Annotated in this window: 19 protein-coding genes; 12 read left to right on the top strand and 7 right to left on the bottom strand. The window is 74.3% G+C overall.

Going from position 1 to position 24,740, the window contains the following annotated elements; genetic code table 11:
• Positions 1-112: 112 nt before the first annotated feature.
• Positions 113-622, bottom strand: a complete 510-nt coding sequence (locus tag BMX97_RS03405; protein WP_244538257.1) for a GNAT family N-acetyltransferase — start codon at positions 620-622, stop codon at positions 113-115.
• Positions 619-2,238, bottom strand: a complete 1,620-nt coding sequence (locus BMX97_RS03400; RefSeq protein ID WP_091745433.1) for a glucan biosynthesis protein G — start codon at positions 2,236-2,238, stop codon at positions 619-621. The genes BMX97_RS03405 and BMX97_RS03400 overlap by 4 nt, the downstream gene beginning before the upstream one ends.
• 693 nt (positions 2,239-2,931) lie before the next feature.
• Between BMX97_RS03400 and BMX97_RS03395 the strand changes: the two genes are divergently transcribed.
• From BMX97_RS03395 to BMX97_RS03340, 12 genes are all read left to right on the top strand, one after another.
• Positions 2,932-4,098 (top strand): type III PLP-dependent enzyme, encoded by a 1,167-nt coding sequence (locus BMX97_RS03395; RefSeq protein ID WP_091745863.1) that lies wholly within the window; start codon positions 2,932-2,934, stop codon positions 4,096-4,098.
• A 199-nt stretch (positions 4,099-4,297) separates the two neighbouring features.
• Positions 4,298-4,840, top strand: a complete 543-nt coding sequence (locus BMX97_RS03390; RefSeq protein WP_091745431.1) for a GNAT family N-acetyltransferase — start codon at positions 4,298-4,300, stop codon at positions 4,838-4,840.
• A 366-nt stretch (positions 4,841-5,206) separates the two neighbouring features.
• A complete protein-coding gene (locus tag BMX97_RS33510) occupies positions 5,207-5,503 on the top strand; it encodes a hypothetical protein (RefSeq protein ID WP_091745429.1) in 297 nt (98 codons plus the stop codon).
• A 39-nt stretch (positions 5,504-5,542) separates the two neighbouring features.
• Positions 5,543-6,538, top strand: coding sequence for a DUF6745 domain-containing protein (locus tag BMX97_RS03380; protein ID WP_091745426.1), 996 nt, complete (start codon positions 5,543-5,545; stop codon positions 6,536-6,538).
• Positions 6,539-6,597: 59 nt separating this feature from the next.
• Positions 6,598-7,524, top strand: coding sequence for an STM4015 family protein (locus BMX97_RS03375; protein ID WP_177202112.1), 927 nt, complete (start codon positions 6,598-6,600; stop codon positions 7,522-7,524).
• Entirely contained in the window at positions 7,521-8,681 is a 1,161-nt protein-coding gene (locus tag BMX97_RS03370; RefSeq protein WP_091745424.1) for an STM4014 family protein, read from the top strand. Before BMX97_RS03375 ends, BMX97_RS03370 begins: the two co-directional genes overlap by 4 nt.
• A complete protein-coding gene (locus BMX97_RS03365; protein WP_091745422.1) occupies positions 8,678-9,493 on the top strand; it encodes an STM4013/SEN3800 family hydrolase in 816 nt (271 codons plus the stop codon). The genes BMX97_RS03370 and BMX97_RS03365 overlap by 4 nt, the downstream gene beginning before the upstream one ends.
• On the top strand, positions 9,490-10,833 hold the full coding sequence (locus BMX97_RS03360; protein WP_091745420.1) for an STM4012 family radical SAM protein: 1,344 nt from the start codon (positions 9,490-9,492) through the stop codon (positions 10,831-10,833). Before BMX97_RS03365 ends, BMX97_RS03360 begins: the two co-directional genes overlap by 4 nt.
• Positions 10,834-10,835: 2 nt before the next feature.
• On the top strand, positions 10,836-11,726 hold the full coding sequence (locus tag BMX97_RS03355; protein WP_091745418.1) for an STM4011 family radical SAM protein: 891 nt from the start codon (positions 10,836-10,838) through the stop codon (positions 11,724-11,726).
• A gap of 228 nt (positions 11,727-11,954) precedes the next feature.
• Positions 11,955-14,057, top strand: coding sequence for a marine proteobacterial sortase target protein (locus tag BMX97_RS03350; protein WP_091745416.1), 2,103 nt, complete (start codon positions 11,955-11,957; stop codon positions 14,055-14,057).
• A complete protein-coding gene (locus BMX97_RS03345) occupies positions 14,054-14,650 on the top strand; it encodes a class GN sortase (RefSeq protein ID WP_091745414.1) in 597 nt (198 codons plus the stop codon). The genes BMX97_RS03350 and BMX97_RS03345 overlap by 4 nt, the downstream gene beginning before the upstream one ends.
• 107 nt (positions 14,651-14,757) lie before the next feature.
• Positions 14,758-15,540 (top strand): helix-turn-helix domain-containing protein, encoded by a 783-nt coding sequence (locus tag BMX97_RS03340; RefSeq protein WP_091745412.1) that lies wholly within the window; start codon positions 14,758-14,760, stop codon positions 15,538-15,540.
• A 13-nt stretch (positions 15,541-15,553) separates the two neighbouring features.
• Here the strand turns inward: BMX97_RS03340 and addB are convergent, their stop codons facing one another.
• From addB to BMX97_RS03315, 5 genes are all read right to left on the bottom strand, one after another.
• A complete protein-coding gene (gene addB, locus BMX97_RS03335) occupies positions 15,554-18,805 on the bottom strand; it encodes a double-strand break repair protein AddB (RefSeq protein WP_091745410.1) in 3,252 nt (1,083 codons plus the stop codon).
• Positions 18,802-19,299 carry a GNAT family N-acetyltransferase gene (locus BMX97_RS03330; protein ID WP_091745408.1) on the bottom strand — a complete coding sequence of 166 codons (498 nt, stop codon included), beginning with the start codon at positions 19,297-19,299 and terminating at the stop codon, positions 18,802-18,804. Before BMX97_RS03330 ends, addB begins: the two co-directional genes overlap by 4 nt.
• A gap of 439 nt (positions 19,300-19,738) precedes the next feature.
• A complete protein-coding gene (locus tag BMX97_RS03325) occupies positions 19,739-20,482 on the bottom strand; it encodes a nucleotidyltransferase family protein (protein ID WP_091745406.1) in 744 nt (247 codons plus the stop codon).
• A 22-nt stretch (positions 20,483-20,504) separates the two neighbouring features.
• The gene (gene tsaE / locus BMX97_RS03320; protein ID WP_177202111.1) at positions 20,505-22,037 is read right to left on the bottom strand and encodes a tRNA (adenosine(37)-N6)-threonylcarbamoyltransferase complex ATPase subunit type 1 TsaE; all 1,533 of its coding nucleotides are present in this window, start codon (positions 22,035-22,037) and stop codon (positions 20,505-20,507) included.
• Positions 22,038-22,178: 141 nt separating this feature from the next.
• The gene (locus BMX97_RS03315) at positions 22,179-24,650 is read right to left on the bottom strand and encodes a sensor histidine kinase (RefSeq protein WP_091745403.1); all 2,472 of its coding nucleotides are present in this window, start codon (positions 24,648-24,650) and stop codon (positions 22,179-22,181) included.
• Between the last annotated feature and the right edge of the window lie 90 nt (positions 24,651-24,740).

Raw genomic sequence — 24,740 nt, 5'->3', positions numbered from 1 at the left:
TGCGTGCGGCGTGCCAACGGTAACCGATTGGAAACCATATCGGATCGGCACATGTCGCAGCGTCAAGAGCGAACAGTGGTACCGCCGCCGGCCCGCTCGTTCCGTGGTTGTATCAGGACGGGTCAGGGACGGCGCCTCCCGCCCCCTCCCCGGCGAGCGGCTTCTCGTAGCGCCAGGCGGTGGTGCCGTCCTCGTAGTAGTCCGGCACGGTCTCGAAGCGGCGGTAGCCGCTGCGCTCGTAGAGGCGGATGCCGGCGCCGTTGTCCTCGCGGACCTCGAGCCGCAGCCGGTCGCACTCCCGCGCCAGGGCCTCGGCCTCGGCGGCCGCGAGCAGCACCCGGCCCAGCCCCGTGCCGGCCCGGCTCGGCGCCACCGCGATCGAGGACAGCCGGGCGCGCCGGCTGCCGCGGCGGCGCTCGATCGTGGCAGCGCCGACCAGGACCGCGTCGTCGAGGGCGACGAGCAGCGAGATCGACGGCGAGCCGATGGCGTGGCGGATCGCCCGGCGCTCCGCCCGGTCGGTGGCGAAGGCCGCGGCCTCGAGCGCCACCAGGGCGTCGAGGTCCTCGGGGCGCGCCGGCCGGATGGTGACGGCCGGCGCGGGAGCGGCGCGCGCGCTCACGCGGCCTTCCACGGATAGGTCCAGGTCTCGGTCAGGGTCTGGCCGCGCGCGCGCAGGAAGGCGCGCAGCTCCGTCGATTGGCCGCCCCCGTCGAGCCGCACGTCGATCGCGGCGCGAAAACCCTTCACGTGGAGGTTGGGCACCAGGGAGATTGCGGTGATCTTGCCGGCGGTGGTCGAGGGCACGATCTCGACCGCCTTCGGGTCGGTGAGCCAGTAGGCGAGGTCGCCGCCGGAGAAGTCGACGAGGAACCGCCGGGTGCGCGGCTCACTGGCATCCGCCGTGCCGCCGCTCGCCGTCGTGCGGGCGACGTAGGTGTTCACCACCCGTCCGCCGGGATGCAGGTCGTCGGTCTCGGCGAGCGAGCGGATCTTGTAGGACAGCTCCACCGCCTCGCCGGGCTTGTAGGGATGCTTCGGCTGCCAGGAGGCGACGATGTTGTCGTGGGTCTCGTTCTCGGTCGGCAGCTCGACGAGGCGCACCGTGCCCTCGCCCCACTCGCCCTGCGGCTCGACCCAGTAGCCCGGGCGGCGGTGGTAGAACGCCTCGAGGTCCTGGTAGTCCTCGAACACCCGGTCGCGCTGCATCAGCCCGAACCCCTTCGGGTTGCGGTCCTCGAAGGCCGAGACCCAGCGCTCCTTGGGGTTGCGCAGGGGCCGCCAGATCCACTCGCCGCCGCCCGACTGCATCAGGAGCCCGTCGGAATCGTGCAGCTCGGGGCGGTAATCGTCCGAGTGGTGGCGGTCGTTCTCGCCGATGAAGAACATCGAGGTCAGCGGCGCGAGGCCGACCGTCGCCATCTCGCGGCGCGGAACGAGCGTGCAGCGCACGTCGACCACGGTCTCGTCGCCTGGATAGACGAGGAACTGGAACGCGCCGGTGCAGGACGGCCCGTCGAGGAGCGCGTAGATCACCGCCCGGTCGGCGCCCTTCGGCGGCATCTCGATCCAGAACTCGCGGAAGACCGGGAATTCCTCCGGCCCGCCGACGCCCTCGACGTTGACGGCGAGCCCCCGGGCCGAGAGCCCGTAGAGCTGGTCGCGGCCGAGGAAGCGGTAGTAGCTGGCACCGAGGAACGAGATCAGCTCGTCGAGCACGCCCGGCTTGTTGAGCGGATAATGCAGCCGGAAGCCGGCGAAGCCGAGATTGACCGGCAGCGGCTTGTCGATGGTGGTGCGGCCGTAATCGAACAGGGCCGGCTGATAGGGCACCGGCGTCGGCACCCCGTCGCGCACCACGTTCACGACGACCGGGCGGGTGTAGAGGAAGCCGAGATGGAAGAGCTGGAGCCGGAACGGCCCGTCCTGGTCTCCCAGCAGGGCCTTGTCCGGCCGGAAGCGGATGTCGCGCCAGGCATCGTAGTCGAGGGAGGCGAGCGGCGCCGGCAGCGGCGCGACGGTGGCCTCGAACGGGGCGCCGGCCAGGGCACGGGCGCGCCGCACCACCTCGTCGAAGCGGAAGCGCGGCGGGCCGGAGGGCGCCGGGGCGGGCTCGGGCGGCGGCAGGGCGCTTGGGCCGGGCTGGGTCGGCCCGACCTGGGCGGAGGCCGCCCGGCTGAGGGCGGCGGAGGAGAGCAGGCCGGCGAGGAGCGCGCGGCGCGAGGGCGAGATCGTCATGGTGTCCCGGAGGATAGGGCGCGGGTCCTGAACGCGCGCCTCTTTGCTGTCTGTCGCCGGGTTGAATGGCGTGTCCGGCGCCGCTTGAGAAGGCCCCGCGACGCGACGGCCTCTCTATGGGGCGTGGCGCGCGGGCCACGCCGGGGAAATCCGGCGAAAAACCCCGTGACGGGGCTTGCGGCGGGGGGCCGTGGTCCGTATCTACCGCCTTGCCCAATTTCGCACGTGCCTGTGGCCGCGTGCCGGTTGGTGGGCATCCGGACAAGAGGCCGGACAGCCGCCAGGGGTCTTAAAGGATCGATGGCCGGGAAGGGTGGATCCCTCCGGCCGGCATCCAGGTGGAAACACCGGACCCCGACAACAACCGGCAGCCGGAGGCAAAACCGGCGAACCCCGCTCTCCACGGGGGACGCAGCTTAAAGCAACGACGAACGGGCTTTTTTGGTCTCGTCGGCCCTCCAAAGGCCGACACCGAAGAGGCTTGTTTCTCCTTGCCCCGAGTGCGGATCGGGTTTCCCCGTTCCAAGCAAAGGCAGCTTCCGGGTGCTCTGTGCCCGCGACGTACGGCGTGTCTCCACAGCACGTCCTCGCCGCGCCGCATCGCCCCCTGACGCCGGACGGCCGACGCGCGCCGTCTTGATCTCGACATCGGGTTCCCGCGGGAGCCCTCTCGAACCTTTGGTGGGGCTGATCATGACCGATCGCATCCGCGATTTCCTGCGCGTGCGCCGCGAGCTCGGCCGGGACGAGGGCCCCGTGATGGTCCTCGACCTCGACGTCGTGCGCGACAACTACACCGCCTTCGCCCGCGCCCTGCCGGACACCCGGGTGTTCTACGCCGTCAAGGCGAACCCGGCCCCCGAGGTGCTGCGCGCGCTGGCCGAGATGGGCTCTTGCTTCGACACCGCCTCGGTGGTCGAGGTCCAGATGGCGCTCGCCGCCGGTGCCACCGCCGACCGGGTGTCGTTCGGCAACACCATCAAGAAGGAGCGCTGCATCGCCCGCGCGCTGCAGCTCGGCGTGCGGCTCTTCGCCGTCGACTGCCAGGCCGAGGTCGATAAGATCGCCCGCGCCGCCGACGCGGTCAAGGTCGCCCGCGAGGACGTGCAGGTGTTCTGCCGCATCCTGTGCGACGGCGCCGGGGCCGAGTGGCCGCTCTCGCGCAAGTTCGGCTGCGTGCCCGAGATGGCGGTGGACGTGCTCGAGCACGGCACCCGGGCGGGCCTGCACGCCTACGGCGTGTCGTTCCACGTCGGCTCGCAGCAGGGCAACACGGAAGCCTGGGACGGGGCGCTCGCCTCGGCCGCGACGATCTTCCGCGAATGCGCCGATCGCGGCATCCATCTCTCGATGGTCAACCTCGGCGGCGGCTTCCCGACCAAGTACCTCAAGGCGGTGCCGGGCGTGGAATCCTACGGCGACGCGATCTTCCGGGCGCTGACCAAGCATTTCGGCAACCAGCTCCCCGAGACGATCATCGAGCCGGGCCGCGGCATGGTCGGCAATGCCGGCATGATCGAGGCCGAGGTCGTCCTGGTCTCGCAGAAGTCGGACGCCGCCGACGAGGTGCGGTGGGTCTACCTCGACATCGGCAAGTTCGGCGGCCTCGCCGAGACGATGGACGAGTCGATCCGCTACCGCATCCTCACCGAGCACGACGAGGACCGTACGGTCCCCTGCGTGCTCGCCGGCCCGACCTGCGACTCGGCCGACGTGCTCTACGAGAAGACCCCGTACCCGCTGCCGATCTCGCTCGCGATCGGCGACAAGGTGCTGATCGAGGGCGCGGGCGCCTACACCACCACCTACGCGGCGGTGGCGTTCAACGGCTTCCCGCCGCTCCAGTCCTACGTGATCTGATCCGGGTCTCCCGTCGGGGTCCGGGGCCTACGCGGCGCTGACCCTACGGAACGAAGCGCCGGGTTCCCCGTTCTAGGGAGCCCGGCGCAACGACGCCTCTCACTCGTCATCCATCCTCAAGTCCCGGACGGCCCGCCGATGCGGCGGGTGCGAGGGCTGTCCTTTGCCCGTCTTCTGTCAGTCTCGGGAGGGTACGGCCATGATCCAGATCCGCGACGAGCGCGCCGCCGATGTCGCCGCCCGCGAGCACCTGCTCGATGCGTGCTTCGGCGAGGCCCGCTTCACCAAGACCTGCGAGCGCCTGCGCGAGGGCCGCCTTCCCGCGGACGGCCTCGCCCTCGTGGTCGAGCTCGACGGCCGCCTGGTCGCCACCGTGCGGCTGTGGGACGTCGATGCCGGCGGCACGCCCGCCCTGATGCTCGGGCCGATCGCCGTCGAGCCCGGCCTCCACGGCCTCGGCATCGGCCACACGCTGATGCGCGCAGCACTCGCCCGCGCCGCCGCCCTCGATCACCGCGCCGTGATCCTGGTCGGCGACGCGCCCTACTACGCCCGCTTCGGCTTCACCCGCGAGCGGGTCGGCGGCTTGCGCCTGCCCGGCCCCTACGCACCGGAGCGCTTCCTCGCCCTCGACCTCGTGCCGGGCACGCTGGACGGCGCCGACGGCATGGTGCGGGCGACCGGCCGCCACGACCCGGCGGCGGTCGTCACGCCCGCCGAGGCCTTCCGCGCCGCGGCCTGACCGCCGGGCGGGGCCCCTCCCCCGTCCCGGCCCTTCACGAGCCCGCCCGCGACCGGCGCGGGATCCCCTCCCGGACGGGAGCGCGGATCCCGCGCCGTTTGCGTTGCCGGTCCTGCCGCATGGCAGGGGCCACTACGGTCCATGCCGTTGGGTAAGATCGCGCGCCCGACGACGTCGTCGGTTGACCCATCGTGGAGCGGCGGCTACGACTGTGTCGATAGAAACATGTCCCGCCGTCCGGCCGTGCGATTCGCCACGACGACAGACCGGTCATCGTATTCCGCGCGCCGACGATCCTGAGCCGGATCAAGAACAGCGATCGGCCGACCGCCCGTTGCTGTCACCGACACGGAAGAGGAGCCCGCGATGTGGCGACAGGGTGATATCTTCATCCAGGCGATCCCGGCCCTGCCGCCGGAGGCGTCCGGGCGGCCGCTGCCCCACACGGTGCTGGCCCACGGCGAGATCACCGGCCACAGCCACAGGGTCGCCGATCCCGCCGCCCTGTTCGCCGGCGACGGCTGCTTCTACCTCGACGTGCCGGCGGACGGGACCCGCGTCGTCCATGACGAGCACGGAACCATCACCCTCGATCGCGGCACCTACCGGGTCTGGCGGCAGCGGGAATACACGCCCGTGCGGATCGTCACCGTGCAGGACTGAGCCGTGACGGCGAGGTCCGAACCCGGTTCCGAGGCGCCCGTGGCACGCGCTCCCGTCCGGCGCGCCCTCGGCCCGCGGGAGCGCCTCCTCGACCACCAGGCCGGAACGGCGTTCGACCGGCTCGACATGACCGGCAACGAGGCCGCCCGCACCCTGCCGGCGGGCCTCGTCTGCCATCGGCTCCTGGCACCGGAGAGCCGCCTGGAACGGCTCGACGAGCTGGCGTGCCGCGAGCTGGTGGTCGACGGATCGGCCGTCGAGCGGATCGGCGACGGGGTGCGGGTCGATTACCGGCTTTCCGCCCGCGCCTGCCACCGGCTGAAGGCCCTCCCGGCCGGCCTGCGCGCCGGCATCGTCGATCTCGGCGACTGCCTCGCCCTCGAGACCCTGCCGCCGGGCCTGTCGCCGGCCTTTCTCGACCTCGGGGGCTGCACCGCCCTCGAACGGCTTCCCGACGACCTCGCCCTGCGCGGCGGCCGGCTGAACCTGCGCGACTGCGCGCTGATCGAGGCCCTGCCGGCGCGCGGGCGCGTCGCCCAGCTCGACATCGCCGGCTGCGGCCGGATCGACCGGGTGCCGGAGGGGTTTCGCGTCACCTCGTGGATCGACGTCGCGGGCTCGGGCCTGACCGCGCTGCCGGCGCATCTGGCGGGCATCGGCCTGCGCTGGCGCGGCGTACCGGTGGATGCGCGCATCGCTTTCCGGCCGCACGAGCTCGGGATCGCCGAGATCCTGGGCGAGCGCAACGCCGAGCGCCGCCGGGTGATGCTGGAGCGCTTCGGTTTCGAGGCTTTCATGGCGGCGGCGGAGGCCGAGCTGCTCGACGCCGACCGCGACCCCGGGGGCGAGCGCAAGCTTCTGCGCGTGATCCTGGAGAACGACGAGCCGCTGGTCTGCGTCTCGGTCGCCTGCCCGTCGACCGGGCGGCGCTACTTCCTGCGCGTCCCGCCCCACGTCGCCACCTGCCGCCAGGCGGTGGCCTGGACCGCCGGCTTCGACGACCCGGCCGACTACGCCCCCCTGGTCGAGACCTGACGCCCTCGCCCTGTCCCCCGACACCCGCCCCACTGCCGACGCGACGAGGAGCCGGATCCGTGCCCTACGAGAACCTGACCACCTTCTTCGGCAAGCCGGTCGAGGACTTCCAGGCCGGCGCGGAGGCGTGGGACGTCGCCCGGGCGGTGGCGCGCCTGCGCACCGAGTACGACTCGCAGGACACCGTGCCGATGCTGCTGGCCGACTACGCCGCCCTGCCGGGGGTCGAGGCGACCGAGGCCCTGGTCATCGGCTACTGGCAGGGAGACGATTCCGAGAGCTCGTCGCAGGCGATCGTCGAGGCACTGGTCACCTACGCCGAGCGCCTGCCCAACCTGCGGGCCCTCTTCCTCGGCGACATCGTCTCGGAGGAGAACGAGATCTCCTGGATCAACCAGAGCGACCTCTCGGCCCTGTGGCCGGCCTTCCCGCTGCTGGAGCACATGCAGGTGCGCGGCGCCAACGACCTGTCGCTCGGCCGGTTCGAGGCGCCGCGCCTGACGACCCTGATCGTCGAATCGGGCGGCCTGCCGCGCCGGGTGGTGCAGGAGGCGCTGGCCGCCGGGGCGCCGGAGCTGCGTCACCTCGAATTGTGGCTCGGCACCGACAATTACGGCGGCGACAGCACGGTGGAGGACTTCGCCGATCTCTTCGCCGGCCGGCTGTTCCCGAAGCTCGGCACCCTGGCCCTGCGCGACTGCGACTACGCCGACGCCCTGGCGGCCGCTTTGGCCGGGGCGCCGATCCTGGAGCGCATCGCCACCCTCGACCTGTCGATGGGCAACCTCACCGATGCCGGCGCCGAGGCGCTGCTCGCCTCGCCGTCCGTCGCCCGGCTGTCGCGGCTCGACCTGCACTACCATTTCCTCAGCGACGCCATGATGGCCCGGCTGGAAAGGCTCGGCCCGGCCGTCGACCTCTCGGAACAACAGGAAGAGGAGGAGTACGGCGGCGAGATCTACCGCAGCGTCGCCGTCTCGGAATGATGCGGGGATTCCCGCCCGCTGGATCCCCGGTCGGCCTCCCGGCGATCGGCCCCTGCGCGATCCTCGGCGTCGCCGGCGACGAACGCGTCGCGGGCTTCGACGCCGCCCTGGCCGGGGCCGGATTGCCGCCGGCGCGGCTGCTCGACTACGCCGACTTCGCGGCGGAGCCGGCGCGGCTCGCCGCCCTCTTTCCCGAGGGGTATGGTCTCCTGCGGATCGACTCGCCGGGCAGCGCGCCGCGCATCCGCCGGGCGCTCGCCCGCCTCGCCGGGGCGGAGCCCGAGGCCGACGAGGATGCGACGCGCCTGCACCCCGACCATGCGGTGCAGGGCGGGCTCGCCGCGGCGCTCGACCTCGCCCGCCGGCTCCTGCCGCCGTGGGTCGCCGCCACCCACGAGGCCGGCACGGTGGCGCTGTTCTACGACAAGCGGGCCTGCCACGCGGCGATGCGGGCGGCGGGAGTGCCGGTGCCCCGCGCCCTGGCGCCCGCCGGCGGCGTCGCGGCCCTGATCGAGGCGATGCGGGCGGCCGGGCTCTCCCGGGTGTTCGTCAAGCCGCGCTTCGGATCGGGCGCCGCCGGGATCGCCGCCGTGACGGTCGGGCCCGGCGGCATCGAGGCCGTGTCCGCGGCGGAACGGGGCGCGGGCGGGACGCTGCATCACTCCCGCCGGCTGCGGCGCGTCCGGGGCATGGAGGCGGTCGCCCTCCTCGACGCGATCCTGGCGCGGGACGCGCATGTCGAGCAGTGGGTGCCGAAGGCGGCCGTGCAGGGGCGGCCCTGCGATCTGCGGGTGCTCGTCGTCGCCGGCGAGGTCGCCCACACGGTGCTGCGCCTGGGCGCCGGCCCGATCACCAACCTCGACCTCGGGGGATGCCGGGCCGAGGCCGACCTCCTGCGGGCGCGGGTCGCCCCCGCCGCCTGGGCGGCGATGCTGGACGATTGCCGGCTTTTCGCCGGCCTGTTCCCGAACACCTTCCAGGTCGCCCTCGACGTAGCCTTCACGGCGAGCCTGCGCCGCCACGTCGTGTTCGAGGCCAACGCCTTCGGCGACCTGATCCGGCGCGTGCGCCATCAGGGCCTCGACCCCTATGCCTGGCAGGTGGCGCGGCTGCCGGCCTGGCTCGCGGCGCGGCGGTCGCCCGGGCTCGCCGCATGATCCGCGCCGCCGCCCTCGTCGGCACCCACGACATCCTGCTGATGACCCTCGATTCGCTGCGCCACGATGTCGCCGCGGCCGCGCTCGCGGCCGGGCGTACGCCGCATCTCGCCCGCCTCCTCCCGGCGGCGGGCTGGGAGCGGCGCCACACCCCGGGCAGCTTCACCTTCGCGGCGCACCAGGCCTTCTTCGCCGGCTTCCTGCCGACGCCGGCCGCGCCCGGCCCCCACCACCGCCACTTCGCCCTGCGCTTCGAGGGCAGCCGCACCACCGGGCCGGACACCGCCCTCCTCGACGGGCCCGACATCGTCGCGGGGCTCGCCGCCCGCGGCTACCACACGGTCTGCATCGGCGGGGTCGGGTTCTTCAACGGGCGCACACCGCTCGGCCGGGTCCTGCCGGGGCTGTTTTCCGAGAGCCACTGGCGGCCGGCCTTCGGGGTGCAGGCGCGGGATTCCACCGCCGCCCAGGTCGCCTGCGCGGTCGAGCGCGTCGCCGCTCTCGATCCGGCGCGGCGGCTGTTCCTGTTCATCAACGTCTCGGCGACCCACCACCCGACCCGCCACTACCTGCCGGGCGCGACCCGGGAGGGCCCGGAGACGCAGGCCGCCGCGCTCGCCCATGCCGACGCCGCCCTGCCGCCGCTCTTCGCGGCGCTCGCCCGGCGCGGGCCCGCCCTCTGCATCCTGTGCGCCGACCACGGGACCGCCTTCGGCGAGGACGGCCATCACGGCCACCGCCTCGGCCACGCGACCGTGTGGGACGTGCCCTACGCCGAGTTCATCCTGGACGCCGCGGGAGACGACGCATGAGGCCGCGACCGAATCCCGCCGCCGCGCTCCTCGCCGGCCCGGCCTATGGCGGCTACCAGTACGCCTACCCGCACAAGACCGCCTACCGGCCCCTCGCCCGGCCGGTGCCGCTCGCCGAGGCCTGGGCGGAGGAACCGAAGGACGCGCTGTTCCTCTACGCCCACGTGCCGTTCTGCGCGATGCGCTGCGGCTTCTGCAACCTCTTCACCCTGACCCGCGGCGAGGGGCAGGTCCGCCCCTATCTCGACGCCCTGCGGCGCCAGGCCGAGGCGGTGGCGGCGAGCTTGGGGCCCGTCCGCGTCGCCCGGATGGCGCTCGGCGGCGGCACCCCAACCTTTCTGGCGCCCGCCGAGCTCGATCGGCTGCTGCGCGACCTGCGCGACACCCTCGGGGCGGATCCGGCGCGGGCCCCGACCTCGGTCGAGACCGCCCCCGGCACCACCACGCCGGAGCGGCTGGCGGTGCTGCGGGCGCACGGGGTCGAGCGGATCAGCATCGGGGTCGAGTCGTTCCGGGACGACGAGGCCCGCGCCCTGGGCCGGCCGCAGGCGAGGGACACCGTCGAGGCGGCGCTGCGGGCGATCCGCGACGCGGGCTTCCCGGTCCTCAACCTCGACCTGATCTACGGCGCCGCCGGCCAGACCCCGGAGAGTTTTTCGGAATCGGTCGCGGCGGCCCTGGCCTGGGCGCCGGAAGAGATCTTTCTCTATCCGCTCTACGTCCGGCCGCTCACCGGGCTCGGCCGGCGCGGCGCGCCGCCCGAGGACGACCGGGCCTGGGACGCGCGCCGCCTCGCGATCTACCGCGCCGCCCGCGACCGGCTGCGCGCGGCGGGCTACGGTCAGGTCTCCATGCGGATGTTCCGGCGCGGGGCAGGCCACGACCGGGGCCCGGCCTACGATTGCGCCCGCGACGGCATGGTGGGGCTGGGCGCCGGGGCGCGCTCCTATACCGCCGGCCTGCACTACTCCACCGCCTACGCGGTCGGGCAGCCGGGCGTCGCCGCGATCGTCGCCGACTACGTCGCCCGCGACGCCGCCCGGCACGGCCGCGCCGATTACGGCGCCCGGCTCGACGACGAGGATCGCCGCCGCCGCTTCGTGCTGATGCACCTGCTCCAGGCCGCGGGCCTCTCCCTGCGAGCCTATGCCGACGCCTTCGGGACACCCCTCCTCGACGACCTGCCGGACCTGGCCGGCCTTCCCGAGGCGGGGCTGGCGACGCTCGAATCCGGGATTCTCGCCCTGACGGAGGCCGGCCTCGAACGCTCGGACGCGATCGGCCCCTGGCTCCAGGCGGCGGGCGTGCGCGAGCGGATGCGCGCCTACGCGCTACGCTGACCATGACCCCGCACCTCGACATCCTGTACCGGGGGCCGCTCTCGAGCTGCAACTACGCCTGCCCGTACTGCCCCTTCGCCAAGCGGCGCGACAGCCGCGAGACCCTGGCGCGGGACGCGCGCCAGCTCGCCCGCTTCGTCGCCTGGGCCGAGGGGCAGACGCAGCGCAGCCTCGGCATCCTGTTCACCCCCTGGGGCGAGGCGCTGATCCGCCCCGCCTACCGGGACGCGATGGCGCGCCTGAGCCGGCTCGCGCATATCCGCAAGGTCGCGGCGCAGACCAACCTGTCCTGGCCGACCGCCTGGCTCGACGCCTGCGACCCGGCGCGCATCGCCTTCTGGTGCACCTTCCACCCCGGCGAGACGCCGCTCGACCGCTTCCTCGACCGCTGCGCCGCCCTGGATGCCCGCGGTATCCGCTACAGCGTCGGGATCGTCGGCAAGCGCGAGCACATGCCGGCGCTGGCCGAGCTGCGCCGACACCTGCGGCCAGAGGTCTATCTCTGGGTCAATGCCTACCGGGACGAGGGGGCGGGCTACGACGCCCCGGACGACCTCGCGCTGATCCGGTCGATCGACCCGCTCTTCGACGTCAACCGCGCCGGCATCCGCAGCCGCGGCCTGGCCTGCGCCACCGGCGAGACCGTGATCAGCGTCGACGGCGACGGCGAGATCCGCCGCTGCCACACCGTCAAGGCCCGGATCGGCAACCTGTACGACCCCGGCTTCGACGCCGCCCTGACGCCCCGGCCCTGCCCGCTGGCGCAGTGCCGCTGCCATATCGGCTACGCCCACATGCCGCATCTGGGCTTTCGCGAGGCGTTCGGGGCGGGGCTGCTGGAGCGGGCGCTGCCCCTGCCCGTCGCGCCGCTGGCCGGGCCGGCAGGGGCGTAGGACCACCGTCGGTCCCCGCACGGATCCGCACCGTCCCTCACCGCCCCGCCAGGTCGCCATCCCCGCCGGCACCGGCGCGGACGCCCGCGTCCGGGTGCGGCCGGACACTGGGCGAAGCGTCCCGTGGCGACGCTTTCGGCTCTGCGCGAGCCTCCAGATCGACCGGTCCCCGAGCCGGTCGATCAAGGATGGAGGCCTCCCGTGATACCCGTATCGAACCCGCGCCCGATGCCGCGCAACCTCCTCGTCGCTCCCCTCGTCGCCGCCGCGCTGGCGCTCCTCGGCGGCTTGCAGGCCAAGGCCGAGGAGGCCGGCACCCTTCTCCTGCGCCACGGCGGCGGCGCGCCGGTCGCCGCCCCGCTTCTCGCCGCCGACGCGGCGATCACCGTGAGCGGGCCGACCGCGCGGGCGACCATCACCCAGGCCTTCCGCAACACCACGTCGGACTGGGTCGAGGGCACATACCTGTTTCCCCTGCCGGAGGACGCGGCGGTGGACGCGATGCGCCTCGTCGTCGGCGACCGGGTGATCGTCGCCGACATCCGCGAGCGGGGGGCGGCGCGACGCGACTACGAGGCCGCCCGGGCCGAGGGCAAGGCGGCGGCGCTCGTCGAGCAGCAGCGGCCGAACCTGTTCACCAACGCGGTCGCCAATATCGGCCCCGGCGAGACCGTGCTGGTCCAGATCCAGTACCAGCAGGGCGTGCGCCGCTCCGGCGACACCTATTCCCTGCGCCTGCCGACCGTCGCCGCGCCGCGCTACAACCCCGCCCCGCCCGCCGTGCAGGAGGTCGCGACCGGCCGCCCCGCCCCCGATCCGGTGCCCGACCGGGACGCGATCACCGCCCCGGTGCTGGATCCCGCCCGCCACGCGCCGGTGAACCCGCTGACCCTCTCGATCGACCTCAAGGCCGGCTTCTCCCTCGGCCGGGTCGAGAGCGCGACCCACGCCATCACGATCGACGCCCCGTCCGAGCGCGAGCGCCGCATCGCGCTGCGCGACGGCGCCACCGCGGCCGACCGGGACTTCGAGCTGACCTGGACGCAGGCGCCCGGCACGAGCCCCGGCCTCGGCCTCTTCCGCGAGCGCGTGGCGGGGGCCGATGCGGTGCTGGCCGTCGTCACCCCGCCCGTCGCCGCGGCGCAAGCCGCGTCCCAAGCCGCGTCCCTGCCGCGGGACGTGATCTTCGTCATCGACAATTCGGGCTCGATGGGCGGCACCTCGATCCGCCAGGCCAAGGCGAGCCTGCTCGTCGGCCTCGACCGCCTGCGCCCGGGCGACCGCTTCAACGTGATCCGCTTCGACGATACGATGGAGACGGTCTTCCCCGACCTCGTCGCCGCCGACGAGACGCACCTGGCGCAAGCCAAGAGCTTCGTCGGTGGGCTCGAGGCGCGGGGCGGGACCGAGATGCTGGCGCCGCTCAAGGCCGCCCTGCGGGATGCCGACCCGGAGGAGACCGGGCGGGTGCGCCAGGTCGTGTTCCTCACCGACGGGGCGATCGGCGACGAGGGCCGGATCTTCTCGGCCATCGCCGAGGCGCGCGGGCGCACCCGGCTGTTCATGGTCGGCATCGGCTCGGCGCCGAACGGGCACCTGATGCGCCACGCCGCCGAGCTCGGCCGTGGCACCGTCACGCTGATCGGCTCGGTCGACCAGGTCGCCGACCGGATGCGCGAGCTCCTGGCGAAGCTCGAGAGCCCGGTCGTCACCGACCTCGCCGCGACCTTCTCGGAGCCGGCCGAGGCGACCCCGACCGCGCTGCCCGACCTCTATCGCGGCGAGCCGGTGACGATCGCGGCGCGGATGCGCGAGGCCAAGGGCACGCTCACCCTCACCGGCCGGATCGGCGGCCGGCCCTGGCGCACGGTGCTGGACCTGTCTCAGGCCGAGGACGGCGCCGGCATCGGCAAGGTCTGGGCCCGGGCCCGGATCGGCGAGGCCGAGACCGCGCGGATCACCGGCCGCCTGACCCCGGAGGCGGCCGACGCGGCGATCCTGCGGCTCGCCCTCGACCACGGCCTGACGACGCGGCTCACCTCGCTCGTCGCGATCGACGCCACGCCGCGCCGGCCGGCCGGCGCGCGCCTCGCCCGCACCGACCTGCCGCTCAACCTGCCGGCGGGCTGGGACTTCGAGGCGGTGTTCGGGACCGACCAGCCGCGGGCGCCCGCCCCCGCCCCGATCCTGCGCAAGGCCGCGCTGGCCCCCGCCGCCACCGGGTCGATCGCCCTGCCGCAGACCGCGACCGATTTCGAGGCGCGGCTGATGCTCGGAGCCGTCCTCCTCGGCCTCGCCCTGCTCGTGCGCGGCCGGCGGGCCGCCCGGTGAGGGCGCGCACGCTCCTCGCGGCCGCCCTGGCGTCGGGCGGCCTGATCCTGGCGGCGCAGGGCGCCTGGATTCCCGCCAAGGCCGCGCTCGCGCAGGCGCTGCTGGCCCGCGCCTTCGCCCGCGGGATCGAGGCGGGGGCGCCCGTGCGCCCCTGGCCCGCCGCCGACACGGCGCCGGTCGCCCGCATCGCCTTCCCGACGCTCGGCGAGGCCCACATCGCGCTGGCCGGGTCGAGCGGGCAGGCGCTCGCCTTCGGGCCGGGCCACGTCGAGGGCACGCCGGAGGCCGGCGAGCCGGGCATCGCGGTCTACGCCGCCCACCGCGACACCCAGTTCCGCAGCCTCGGGCGCCTCCTCCCCGGCGATCCGGTCGAGGTGCGGGGGCTGGACGGGCGGGTCGTCCGCTTCCGGGTCACCGGGCGCCGGATCGTGCGGTTCGACCGGTCCGGCCTCGATCCGGCGGCGCCGGGCCGGCGCCTGGCGCTCGTCACCTGCTGGCCCCTCGACGCCGTCGTGCCGGGACCCGAGCGGCTGGTGGTCGAGGCGGTGGCCGAGGAGGCGCCGAGCGCCGGCCCGGGAGGATCGCGACCATGAGGCGGCGCGCCTTGACGGTTCCGCGGCCGTGCGGTTTCGTGCGGGTCCGTCCGGGATCGGCTCGGTCTCCGGCCGGAGCCCGCCCGGGTTCCACGGGACGAAACCGCATGCCGACCGAGACCGCGATCGAGACCGACGAGGCCGCCCTGCCGGAGGGGCAGAGCCTCGCCGTCGCCGACGCGGTGCGGGAGGCCCTGGCGCGGCGGCGGATGTCGCGCCTCGCCCTGGCGGATGCGGCGCGCATCAGCATCTCGACCCTGGAAAAAGCCCTGTCCGGCCGCCGGCCGTTCACCCTGGCGACGACGATCCGCCTCGAGGAGGCGCTCGGCCTGTCGCTGCGCCAGGCCGCCCCGCGCCGGGAGGTGCTCCCCCGCGAGGCGCCGGAGGCGTTCGGCTCCTACACGCGCGCGGCGGTGGCCTTTCTCGAAGGGCGCTACCTGACGCTCCGGCCGTCCTTCGGCCAGGAGGGAGCGATCTTCGCCTACGTCACCGAGATCGCCTGGGACGCGGGCGGCGCCCGGCTGGTCTTCCGCGAGGCCGAGCGGCTCGACGCGCCCTTCGCCCAGTCCGGCACCGTCGCGGTGCCGAACCAGTCGGGTCACATCTACCTCGTCACCGAGTTCCAGGGGCAGTACCGCCTCGCCGTGCTGGGCCGGCCGACGATCCGAGGCGAGCTGTTCGGCATCCTCACTACCCTGGTCTCGGGCCGCGGCGCCCAGCTCACCCCGGCCGCCGCCCCGATCGCGCTGGTGCCGGAGCGCTCCGCCCCGGAGGCGGTGCAGTACGGCCGGATCGCCCCCGGCATGGCCTGCGAGCCGGCCTACCGGGCGATCCTCGACCAGGTGCGGGCGGACGGGTTCGCGGTCTTTCCGGGGCGGGACCCGGGGTGAGGCGGGGATCGCCTCACTCCTCCCCCTCCACCAGCGACCATTCCCGCACCCGCGCCAGATGGTCGTAATCCGAATACGCCTTGGCGTATTTCGGGTAGGGCCGCGACAGGTAGGAGGCCTCGCCGGCCATGAAGGCGCCGACGAGCTGGCGTAGGCCCGCGACATGCGCCTCGACCAGCTCGGGCAGGCTGCGCCCGTCGCCGCGCGGGGGCTTCAGGGGTGCGGGATCGAGGGGCGTCTTGCCGCCGCCGGCCCGGATGTAGAGGAGGTCGGGCGTGTCGGCGGCGGCCTCCAGGCCCCGGAAGGCGCCGGCCTGCAGCATCGCGGCTTCCAGCGTCAGCTGGGGCGAGAAGCCGGCGAAGACCTCGCGGGCGCTCGGCGGCTGGCCGGTCTTGAAGTCGATGATGGTGTGGCCGCCGTCGCGGCGGGTCTCGATCCGGTCGGCGCGGGCGCGCAGGGTCAGGACGTGGCCGCCCGGGATGGCGAGCGCCCAGCGCCCGCCGACCTCGGGCGCGACCCGCCTCATGCCCGGGCGGCGCTCGGCCTCCCAGGCCAGGAACGCCTCGGCGAGGCGCACGAAGCGCGGCCACCACTCGGCGTAGAGCTCCGGATAGGCGTCGGAGATCGGCGCGAAGGCGTTGGCGGCGAGCGCGTACAGGACCTCTTCGGCCTCGTCGAGGGCTGGCAGGCCCTCGGGAAACCGCTCGGCGAAGCCGCCCAGCACCGCGTGCACGATGGTGCCGCGGTCGCTGGCGCCCGGCTGCACCGCCACCGGCTCCAGGGCGTCGAGGCCGAGCACGTGGCGGGCGAAGATCCCGTAGGGGTCGCGCACCAGGGTCTCGATCTCGGTGACGCTGAGCGAGCGCGGAAACAGGGCCGGGTCGGGCCGGGGCGCCGGCCGGCGCGGGCGCGCCAGCACGGGGAGGTCGGCAGGGCCGATGCCGGCATCGATGGCGGCGGCGAGCGACCGGAAGCGCTGCCCGCCCTTCACCAGGCAGGTCCAGGCCGCCTCGCCGGCGAAGGCGCGCAGGCGCTGCAGGAAGCGCGACGGCACCGTCGGCGCACCCTCGCGCTTGTGGGCGCGGGTGACGATCGCATCCGGGCAGCCGAGGGCCTGGACGAAGTCGTGCGCGGTCTGGCCGAGGCGCCGCTCCGGCGGGGCCAAGCCGACCCGGGCGCGCATCGGCCGGTTGAGGAAGGCGTCGGTCTCGGCCTTGGGCGGCCAGACGCCCTCGTCGAGGCCGCCGAGCACCACCCGGTCGACGGTGAGGAGCCGGGCCTCCAGCAGGCCGAGGATGCGCAGCCGCGGGTGCGGGCTGGCGTTGCGCCGCGACACCACCCGCTCGCGGGCGAGCGCGGTGAAGAAGGCGGCGTAGTCCGAGAACCGGCCGGCGAGCAGGCCGGGCTCGGCCAGCTCCATGTCGTCGAAGAGCGCATCGAGCACCGCCACCGAGGCGTCGGGTTCCCCCTCCTCCCCTGCGCCCTCCTGCCCGTCCTCCTCCGGCCCCGCCATCAGGAGGTCGCAGGTGGCACGGTGGCGCTGCGCGATGGCGATCAGGTCGTCGGGCGCATCGTCCGCGTCGGCGGCGAAGCCGCGGAAGGCGACCGCGAGGCGCAGCAGCAGGGCCTCGGCCGCCTCCCAGTCCTCGGAGGTGAGGCGCCGGCGCGGCCGGGGATCGTGCGGGCGCTCCTCGGTGCGGGCGAGCCGCAGGGCGTCGGCGATGCCGTCGAACCCCTTGGCCGGGGCGGGACCGCGCAAGACGCCGATCTCGAGCGCGCTCGCCGCGCGCTCCACCTCGGGCCGGGTCAGCCCGAGGTGCACCAGCGGATGGGCGAGGAGCGCCAGCACCCGCTCGGGCTTGGCGTCCAGCGCCGCGACGTCGGCGGCGAGGCGTGCGAGCCGCCCGGCCGGGCTGCGGGCCAGCGGCTCGCCGGCCGAATCGTCGGCGACGATGCCCCAGCGCCGGAGTTCCGCGGCGACGCGCAGCGCCAGCGCCCGGTCGGGGGTGATCAGGGCGGCGGTCCGGTCCGGCCGCTCCAGCGTCTCCCGCAGCGCGACCGCGATGGCGAGAGCCTCCTCGCGCTCGTCGGCGGCCTCGACCACCCGGATCCCGGCGGTCCCGTCGCGAGCCAGCCGTTCGCGGAACGCCGGGTCGAGGTCGGCCCAGGCATCGGTCGTCTCGGCGGGGCGCAGGGCCTGGGACAGGAGGCCCGCCCGGGCCGCGGCGGCCGGGCTCGGCGTGCCGAGCGGCACGACCTCGGCGCGCTCGACCGCGAGGAAATCCCTGCCGACCAGGCGGTGCAGCACCGCTTGCGGATGGGCGTGGGCTGCCGCCTCGCCGTCGCCGGCGGGGTCGATCGCGCTCCAGCCGGCCTCGTCGAGGTCGCGGTCGAGGCCCGGCAGCACCACGGCGCCGCGGGGCAGGCCGGCGATGGCGGCGATGAGCCGGGCGGTGGCCGGCACCGAGCCGGTCGAGCCGGCGACGATCACCGGATCGGCCGGGCGCTCGCGGACGAGGCGCGCGGCCTCCGCCAGCACCAGGGCGCGGCCGCGCTCGACCGGATCGCTCACCCCGCGATCGGCCAGGATCTTCGGCCAGTGCTCGGCGGCGATGCGGACGAAATCGAGGGTGAGGGAGAAGTAGCGCGAATGCTCGGCCTCGACGGCGCCCGCGATGTCGTCCCAGGGCAGGCCCTCGACGGTGAGCGAGTCCATCAGCCCTTCGAGATCGGCGGCGAGCCCGACCGCGTCGGCCGGCGAGGACGGCACCCGGAACGGCACCTCGTCGCCGAGCGGCAGGAGCCCGCGGTCGACGGTGCCGGCCCAGGCCTGGACCAGGCGGGCGAGGATCAGCCGGCGCTCCAGGGCGGGGATCGGCGGGCGCAGGATCTCTTCGCGGCGCTCGCCCGGCGGCGCCGACAGCAGGTCGAGCTCGGCCTCGTCGGCCTCGCCGAGCGGCACCATCCGGGGGAGCAGCGCGGCCGGGCCGCATTCCCGCGCCAGGATCGCCGCCAGCGCCCGGGCGGCGCGGCGGGTCGGCAGGTAGAGGGTGACCGCGGCGAGCCCGAACGGCCCGCCGGCGAGGTCGCCGACGAGGCGGCCCGACAGCAGCGCCTCGGCCAGGGTGTCGAGGAAGGGCAATCCCGGCGCGATGGTGAAGACGTGGCCGTCCCGGCTCACGGAAGTGTTTTCGCGAGGGCCCTTGGTGCCGCTCTTCACGCCGCTCTTGGCGCTGCTCTTCACGCTGTTCTTGGCGCGGCTCATGGCTCGGTCTCGCGCATCAGGTAGCGCACGGTCTTCGCCCCGCCGTGGATGTCGGCGCGGCCGACCTCCGCGAAGTCGAGGGCGGCGTGGAAGGCGTCCGAGCCCGGGTTCGGCGGCAGGCGGTTGACCTCGCAGGCGATGCGGTCGTGGCCGGCCGCGGCGGCCCGCGCGAACAGGGTCTGGTAGAGCGCCCGCGCCAGCCCGCGGCCGCGCGCCGCCGGGGCGGTGACGATCCGGTCGACGTAGACGAAGCGGGGATAGCGCTCCCGGAACCAGCGGAAGTTGGGGCTGGCGTAGGCGGCGTCCTGGTCGAGGGCGATCAGGAAGGCCGATAGCCCCTCGGGCCCGGTCACGGCGGCGGCGAGAAAGGCCTGGTCGCGGAGCGCCCGCAGGGCCGCTTCGTCGAGATGCGAGGTCTCCGCGACGTGGGCGGCGTTGAGCGCCAGCACCGCGCCGAGGTCGTCGAGGGGGCCGATCGAGGAGCCGGGGGTCATGGCGGGGTCCGTGTGAGGGGCCGGCGGGGTCGCGGCCTCGGAAGGCCGCCGGACCAAGGCGCGGGGGTCTCTCCTCTCCCCGCGGGCGGCAGGGCTGTCCGGGGAAAAGACTGGTGTGCCTCCCCTCTCCCATGTGGGAGAGGGGCCGGGGGTGAGGGTGACACGCTTCAGTATCGAACTCGAAGCGTCGTGCGGGCAGCGGGCAGCGGGACGGTTCAGTATTCTGGGGAACCGTAGCACCCTCGCGCGATCTCCGATCGCCCCTACCCCTCTCCCACACGGGAGAGGGGATCCCGCGCTCGATTTTGAAAGGGATTTTCCCCAGACAGCCCTGCCGCGGGCGGGGAGAGGGAGAAACCCGCGCCTCTTCTTTTTCGAACCGTTCTGCACGTTCGAGGGATGAGCCTTCCACCGAGGACGGCCGCCCTCCTCCACCCGCTCAAGGCTGCGCCGCGCTCGCCTTCACCCGCTCCTCGGCCTCGCGCAGGGCCTCCGGCGTGCCGACATGGAGCCACTGCCCGTCGAGGCGAAGCCCGAACAGGCGGTCCGCCGCGATCGTGCGGTCGAACAGCAGGTTGAGGGAGAACGAGCCCTCCGGCGTATCGGCGAACAGCTCGGGCTTCAGGATCGCGACGCCGGCATAGACGAAGGGCGAGACCTCGCGCTCGGCCCGGCGAGTCAGCCGGCCCTCCTTGTCCATGTTGAAGTCGCCCGGGCCGTCATAGCCGAGGCTGGTGGCGGCGGAGGCCAGGAGGAGCAGCATGTCCATCCGCTCCGGGTCCCAGGCGGCGACCAGGCGGCGCAGGTTCGGCTGCGGCCCTTCGAGCCAGAACGAATCGGAGTTGAGCACCATGAACGGCGCCGTCCCGAGGAGCGGCAGCGCCTTCTTCACCCCGCCGCCGGTCTCGAGCAGCTTGTCGCGCTCGTCCGAGATGGTGATGGCCGGGCCGCCGCGGCGGCGCACGAGATGCGCCTCCATCAGGTCGGCGAGGTAGTGCACGTTCACCACCGTCTCGGGGATGCCGGCCTCGGCGATCCGGTCGAGGGCGTAGTCGACCAGCGACTTGCCGGCGACCTCGACGAGGGGCTTGGGCGTGGTGGCGGTGATCGGGCGCATGCGCTTGCCGAGGCCCGCGGCCAGCACGAAGGCGCGCGTCACGGCGGGGGGCGGGGTGTCGGTCATCGGTGCGGCGCTTCGTGATCGGTCAGGATTCGGCCGGGCAGAGGCGCGGCAGGTGCTGCGCGTACCAGGCCCGGACGCCGGCGAGCGCCGGGTGGGCGAGGTTGCGGGCGAGGTAGCCCTCGATGCGCGGCAGGTGGGCGAGGTAGCCCGGCTTGCCGTCGCGCCGGTCGAGGCGGGCGAAGATGCCGAGGATCTTGGTCGCCCGCTGCGCCGCCAGCACCGCGTAGGCGCGGGCGAAGCCCTGCATGTCGAACTCGGCGTCGCGCATCCGGCGCTCGCGGGCGTAGAGGCCGAGCAGGCGCAGCTCGAACTCGGCGCTGGCATCGACCCGGGCATCCTGCAGCAGCGAGGCGACGTCGTAGGCCGGGTGGCCGAGCACCGCGTCCTGGAAGTCGATCACGCCGATGCGCTCGATCCCGTCGCGCTCGGGCAGCCAGATCAGGTTGGGCGAGTGGTAGTCGCGCAGGGTCCAGGTCCGCGCCTCGGATTCGAGGGGTTCCAGCGCCTCGCTCCAGGCGGCGACGAACGACGCGCGGGCGTCCGGCGCCAGCGGCGCGTTGGCGACGAAGGGCGCGTACCATTCGGGCAGCAGCTCGGCCTCGAACAGCAGCGCCTCGCGGTCGTAGGGCGGCACCTCGTGGTCGCGGCCCTCGGCCACCGGCAGCACCGTCGGCAGCGTGGTGCCGTGCAGGCGCGCCAGCACCTTGACCGCCTCGGCGTAGCGCTCGGGCCGCGGGCCGCTCTGGTCGACGACGGGCTCGCTGCCGAGATCCTCGAGGATCAGGAGGCCGGCCTCAAGGTCCTCGCCGAGGATCTTCGGGGCCGAGAGGCCGAGCGCCCTGAGGCCGCGATCCATCGCCACGAAGGCGTGCACGCTCTCGGCGAGGTGGACGATGGCGCTGTAGGGCTTGCCGTCGCGCACCGGCGGGCCGTCGGCCCTGGGCGGCGAGATCATCAGCACCGCCTTGGCGCCGTCCGGGTTGGTCAGGCGCTCGTAGGTGCGGCTCGAGGCGTCTCCCTGCATGTGGGTGCGCTCGGCCTCGCCCCAACCGGAGCGGTCGAGGAGCACGCGCAGCGCGCGGGCCCGCATCAGCCGGCCGCCCAGGCCCCCGCCGCCGATCAGGCGCACGAGCCGGGCGTCGTCGCCGAATTCCGGCTTGAGGGAGAGGTCGATGGCGAGCGTCGGGCCTTGGCGCGGCGGCAGCCGGTCGGGCCACTCGACGAGCGCGATCGCCCGCTCGGTCAGCTCGTCGAAGCCGAGCTCGACCAGCTCGTCGGGCCCGCGCAGGCGGTAGAGGTCGGCATGGACCACCGCCTGCCCGTCCCGGCCCTCGTAGGGCTGGACGAGGGTGAAGGTCGGGCTCGGCACCTCGAGCCCGGGATCCCCGACGATGTCGCGGATGATCGCCCGGGCCAGCGTCGTCTTGCCGCCGCCGAGCCCGCCCGAGAGCGCCACCAGGTCGCCGGGCCGCAGGATCTCGGCGAGGAAGCGGCCGAGATCCTCGGTCGCGCTCTCGTCCGGCAGCACGATCTCCCAGGGTGTGCGCTCGGCCATGCCCTCCTGGTCCACTCCGCCATCCTCGCTCACGGGCCCGTCCGGGGCCAATCCCGCCGGTGATAGCGCATGAACCTTAAACTTTCCCGGCCCTCCCCGGGGGACCGCGACGATGCGCCCGGGACGATCCTTCCGCGCGGCCTACTCGGCCGCCGCCAGATGGGCTTCGCCGTCGCCGACCGGGAAGGTGCAGGTCACCCGGGTGCCGGTCCCGGGCGCCGACGCGATGTCGATGCGTCCGCCATGCAGCTCCACGAAGGAGCGCACGATCGAGAGCCCCAGGCCGACGCCGCGGTGGCGGGTGCCCAGCGTGTGGCTCTCGAAGCGCTCGAAGACCCGCGCCATCACCTCGGGCGGCATGCCGCGGCCCTGGTCGGCCACCTCCAGCACCAGGCTCTCGCCGTCCTTGCGGGCGCAGACCCGCACCTGCTGGCCCGGGGCCGAGAAGCCGACGGCGTTCGACAGGAGGTTGAACAGGATCTGGCGGATGCGCTTGCCGTCGGCGACGAAGCTGCCGATGTCGGCCGGCACGTCGAGGACGAGGGCGATGTCGGCCTCCGCCAGCCGGTCGCCGATGCCCCGCACCGCCGCCGCGATCGTGGTCTGCACGTCGACCCGCTCGCGCGTCAGCTCCATCGAGCCGGCATCGATCGAGGCGAGGTCGAGGATGTCGTTGATGATGACGAGGAGCGCCGCCGAGGAGCGCATGATGTGGTCGGCGTATTCGCGCTGGCGCGGATTGAGGGCGCCGACGGTCTCGTCGCCGAGGAGCTCCGTGAAGCCGATGATGTTGGTGAGCGGCGAGCGCAGCTCGTAGGAGACGTGGTGCACGAACTCGTCGCGCAGCCGCGTCGTGCGCTCCAGCGCCTCGTTCTTGTCGGTCAGCGCCCGCTCGACGTTGACGCTCGCCGTCACGTCGATGTGGGTGAGCAGCGTCGCCCCGTCGGGGAGCGGCTCGGCGGCGCAGTCGAGCATGGTGCCGTCGGCGAGCGCCAGGCGGCAGGTCAGGCCGTGGCGGGCATCGACGAGGCCGGTCACCGCCTCGCGGATCTGGGTCCAGGGCTCCTCGGCCGGGCTCAAGGTGCGGCAGGCCGCGATCACCTGGTCGATATGGGGCTGGACCTCCAGCATCTCCGGGGTGATGCGCCAGACCTGGGCGAAGGCCCGGTTGGCGAATTTCAGACGCCCGTCGGTGCCGAACACCGCCACCGGCTCGCGCAGGGTGTCGAGCGTCTCGCTCTGCACCTGCATCAGCACGTTGTAGCGCGATTCGAGGTGGACCCGCTCGGAGACGTCCTCGAACAGGTAGGTCAGCCCCCCTTGCGGGTTCGGGTCGGCGAGGACCCGCAGGGTGCGCCCGTCGGGCAGGTGCCACCAGTTCTGCTGCGCTTCCGCCGCCCGGTAGGCGCCGAGCACCCCGGCCTTCCAGCTGCGGAAATCCGCCTGCTCGGGCAGCTTGCGGGCGTTGCGCAGGGCGTCGAGGATCTCGCCGTCGAGCGGCCGGCTCTCCAGGAAGCCGGGATCGAGGTCCCAGAGCTGGCGGTAGGCGGCGTTGTGGAAGATCAGCTGCTGGCGCGCGTCGAACATCGCCACCGCGGTGGGCAGCTGGTCGAGGGTGCGGACGTTGGCGTCCATCTGGCGCTGCAGGTCGGCGCGCACGCTCTCCAGCTCCGAGACGTCGACCGCGATGCCGACGGTGCCGGAATCGGTCGCCACCTCGGTGACGTCGAGGATGCGGCGCGCGCCCGCTACCACGGCCGAGACCCGGAGCGGGTTGCCGGCGCCGCGGGAGCGGCGGCGATCCGCCTCCTCGCGGGCGGAGCGCTCCAGCAGCTCGGCGCTCTCCCGCACCGCATGGTCGACGTCGCCGGCCTCCGCGGCGGTGACGTAGGCGGCGTTGGCCCAGGCCAGGCGGCCGTCGCGGCCGCGGCGCCAGACCGGCTGGGGAATCGCGTCGAGGAGGCCGGCGAGCGCCGACAGCCCGTGGCGGGCCTCCTCCAGGGTGGCGCGCAGCTCGACCAGTTCGCGCCGCTCGCCGGTGAGCTCGCGCAGGCGCAGCAGCGCCTGGCCGCCGACCGCCTGGCCCTGCGCCTCGACGGTGCGGCCCTGGAGGGTGTGGACGGTGCGGCGGAAGCGCTCGCCGCGCCCGCACAGCGCCTCGACCGCGGCGTCGAGGGCGGCGGCGTCGGCGGGCACCAGCCAGGACCCGAAGGCGAGCACGCGGCGGGGCGAGCCGGCCCGGGCGGCCTCGGCGGTGATGCCGACGTCGCCCTCGATCCGCGGCTCGCCGCGGGCATCCCAGGTGACGACGACCTGCGGCTCGGAGCCGAGCAGCAGGTCGGCCCGGTCGTGGGCGCCGCGCAGCTCGGCGAGTTCGGTCGTCAGGGTGAGCTCGCGCCGGGTCCAGCGGGCCCGCTCGCGCAGGTAGAGCAGCGACAGGATGGTGGCGAAGATCGTCAGCCCGATCAGCACCGCGAAGCCGACAGCGTTGTGCGCGTGCAGCCCCGGGGCCGTCTCCGCCGCCTGGGCGGCGGCCGCCAGGCCGAGTGCGCCGCCCAAAATGCCGGCGCCCGCGCGGCCGCCGAGCCGCCGCGACGTTCGTCCAACCCCCATGACCCGTCCGTCTCCACGCGAACCGGCGCGCCGGTCCTCGACCGGACCGGCACGCCTTTGCGACCTCAACGCTACGCCTGATGAACGCCG

This window comes from Methylobacterium sp. ap11 (assembly GCF_900110515.1).
Classification (GTDB): domain Bacteria; phylum Pseudomonadota; class Alphaproteobacteria; order Rhizobiales; family Beijerinckiaceae; genus Methylobacterium; species Methylobacterium ajmalii.
The sequence above is the reverse complement of the archived record's forward strand: the minus strand, read 5'-3'. Positions and strand labels throughout refer to the sequence as shown.

Bases quoted from the DNA above. Each gene is read 5' to 3' on its own strand.
- BMX97_RS03400 (WP_091745433.1), bottom strand. From the start codon at position 2,238: ATGACGATCTCGCCCTCGCGCCGCGCGCTCCTCGCCGGCCTGCTCTCC.
- BMX97_RS03395 (WP_091745863.1), top strand. From the start codon at position 2,932: ATGACCGATCGCATCCGCGATTTCCTGCGCGTGCGCCGCGAGCTCGGC.
- BMX97_RS03390 (WP_091745431.1), top strand. From the start codon at position 4,298: ATGATCCAGATCCGCGACGAGCGCGCCGCCGATGTCGCCGCCCGCGAG.
- BMX97_RS33510 (WP_091745429.1), top strand. From the start codon at position 5,207: ATGTGGCGACAGGGTGATATCTTCATCCAGGCGATCCCGGCCCTGCCG.
- BMX97_RS03370 (WP_091745424.1), top strand. From the start codon at position 7,521: ATGATGCGGGGATTCCCGCCCGCTGGATCCCCGGTCGGCCTCCCGGCG.
- BMX97_RS03365 (WP_091745422.1), top strand. From the start codon at position 8,678: ATGATCCGCGCCGCCGCCCTCGTCGGCACCCACGACATCCTGCTGATG.
- BMX97_RS03360 (WP_091745420.1), top strand. From the start codon at position 9,490: ATGAGGCCGCGACCGAATCCCGCCGCCGCGCTCCTCGCCGGCCCGGCC.
- BMX97_RS03355 (WP_091745418.1), top strand. From the start codon at position 10,836: ATGACCCCGCACCTCGACATCCTGTACCGGGGGCCGCTCTCGAGCTGC.
- BMX97_RS03350 (WP_091745416.1), top strand. From the start codon at position 11,955: ATGCCGCGCAACCTCCTCGTCGCTCCCCTCGTCGCCGCCGCGCTGGCG.
- BMX97_RS03340 (WP_091745412.1), top strand. From the start codon at position 14,758: ATGCCGACCGAGACCGCGATCGAGACCGACGAGGCCGCCCTGCCGGAG.
- addB (WP_091745410.1), bottom strand. From the start codon at position 18,805: ATGAGCCGCGCCAAGAACAGCGTGAAGAGCAGCGCCAAGAGCGGCGTG.
- BMX97_RS03330 (WP_091745408.1), bottom strand. From the start codon at position 19,299: ATGACCCCCGGCTCCTCGATCGGCCCCCTCGACGACCTCGGCGCGGTG.
- BMX97_RS03325 (WP_091745406.1), bottom strand. From the start codon at position 20,482: ATGACCGACACCCCGCCCCCCGCCGTGACGCGCGCCTTCGTGCTGGCC.
- tsaE (WP_177202111.1), bottom strand. From the start codon at position 22,037: ATGGCCGAGCGCACACCCTGGGAGATCGTGCTGCCGGACGAGAGCGCG.
- BMX97_RS03315 (WP_091745403.1), bottom strand. From the start codon at position 24,650: ATGGGGGTTGGACGAACGTCGCGGCGGCTCGGCGGCCGCGCGGGCGCC.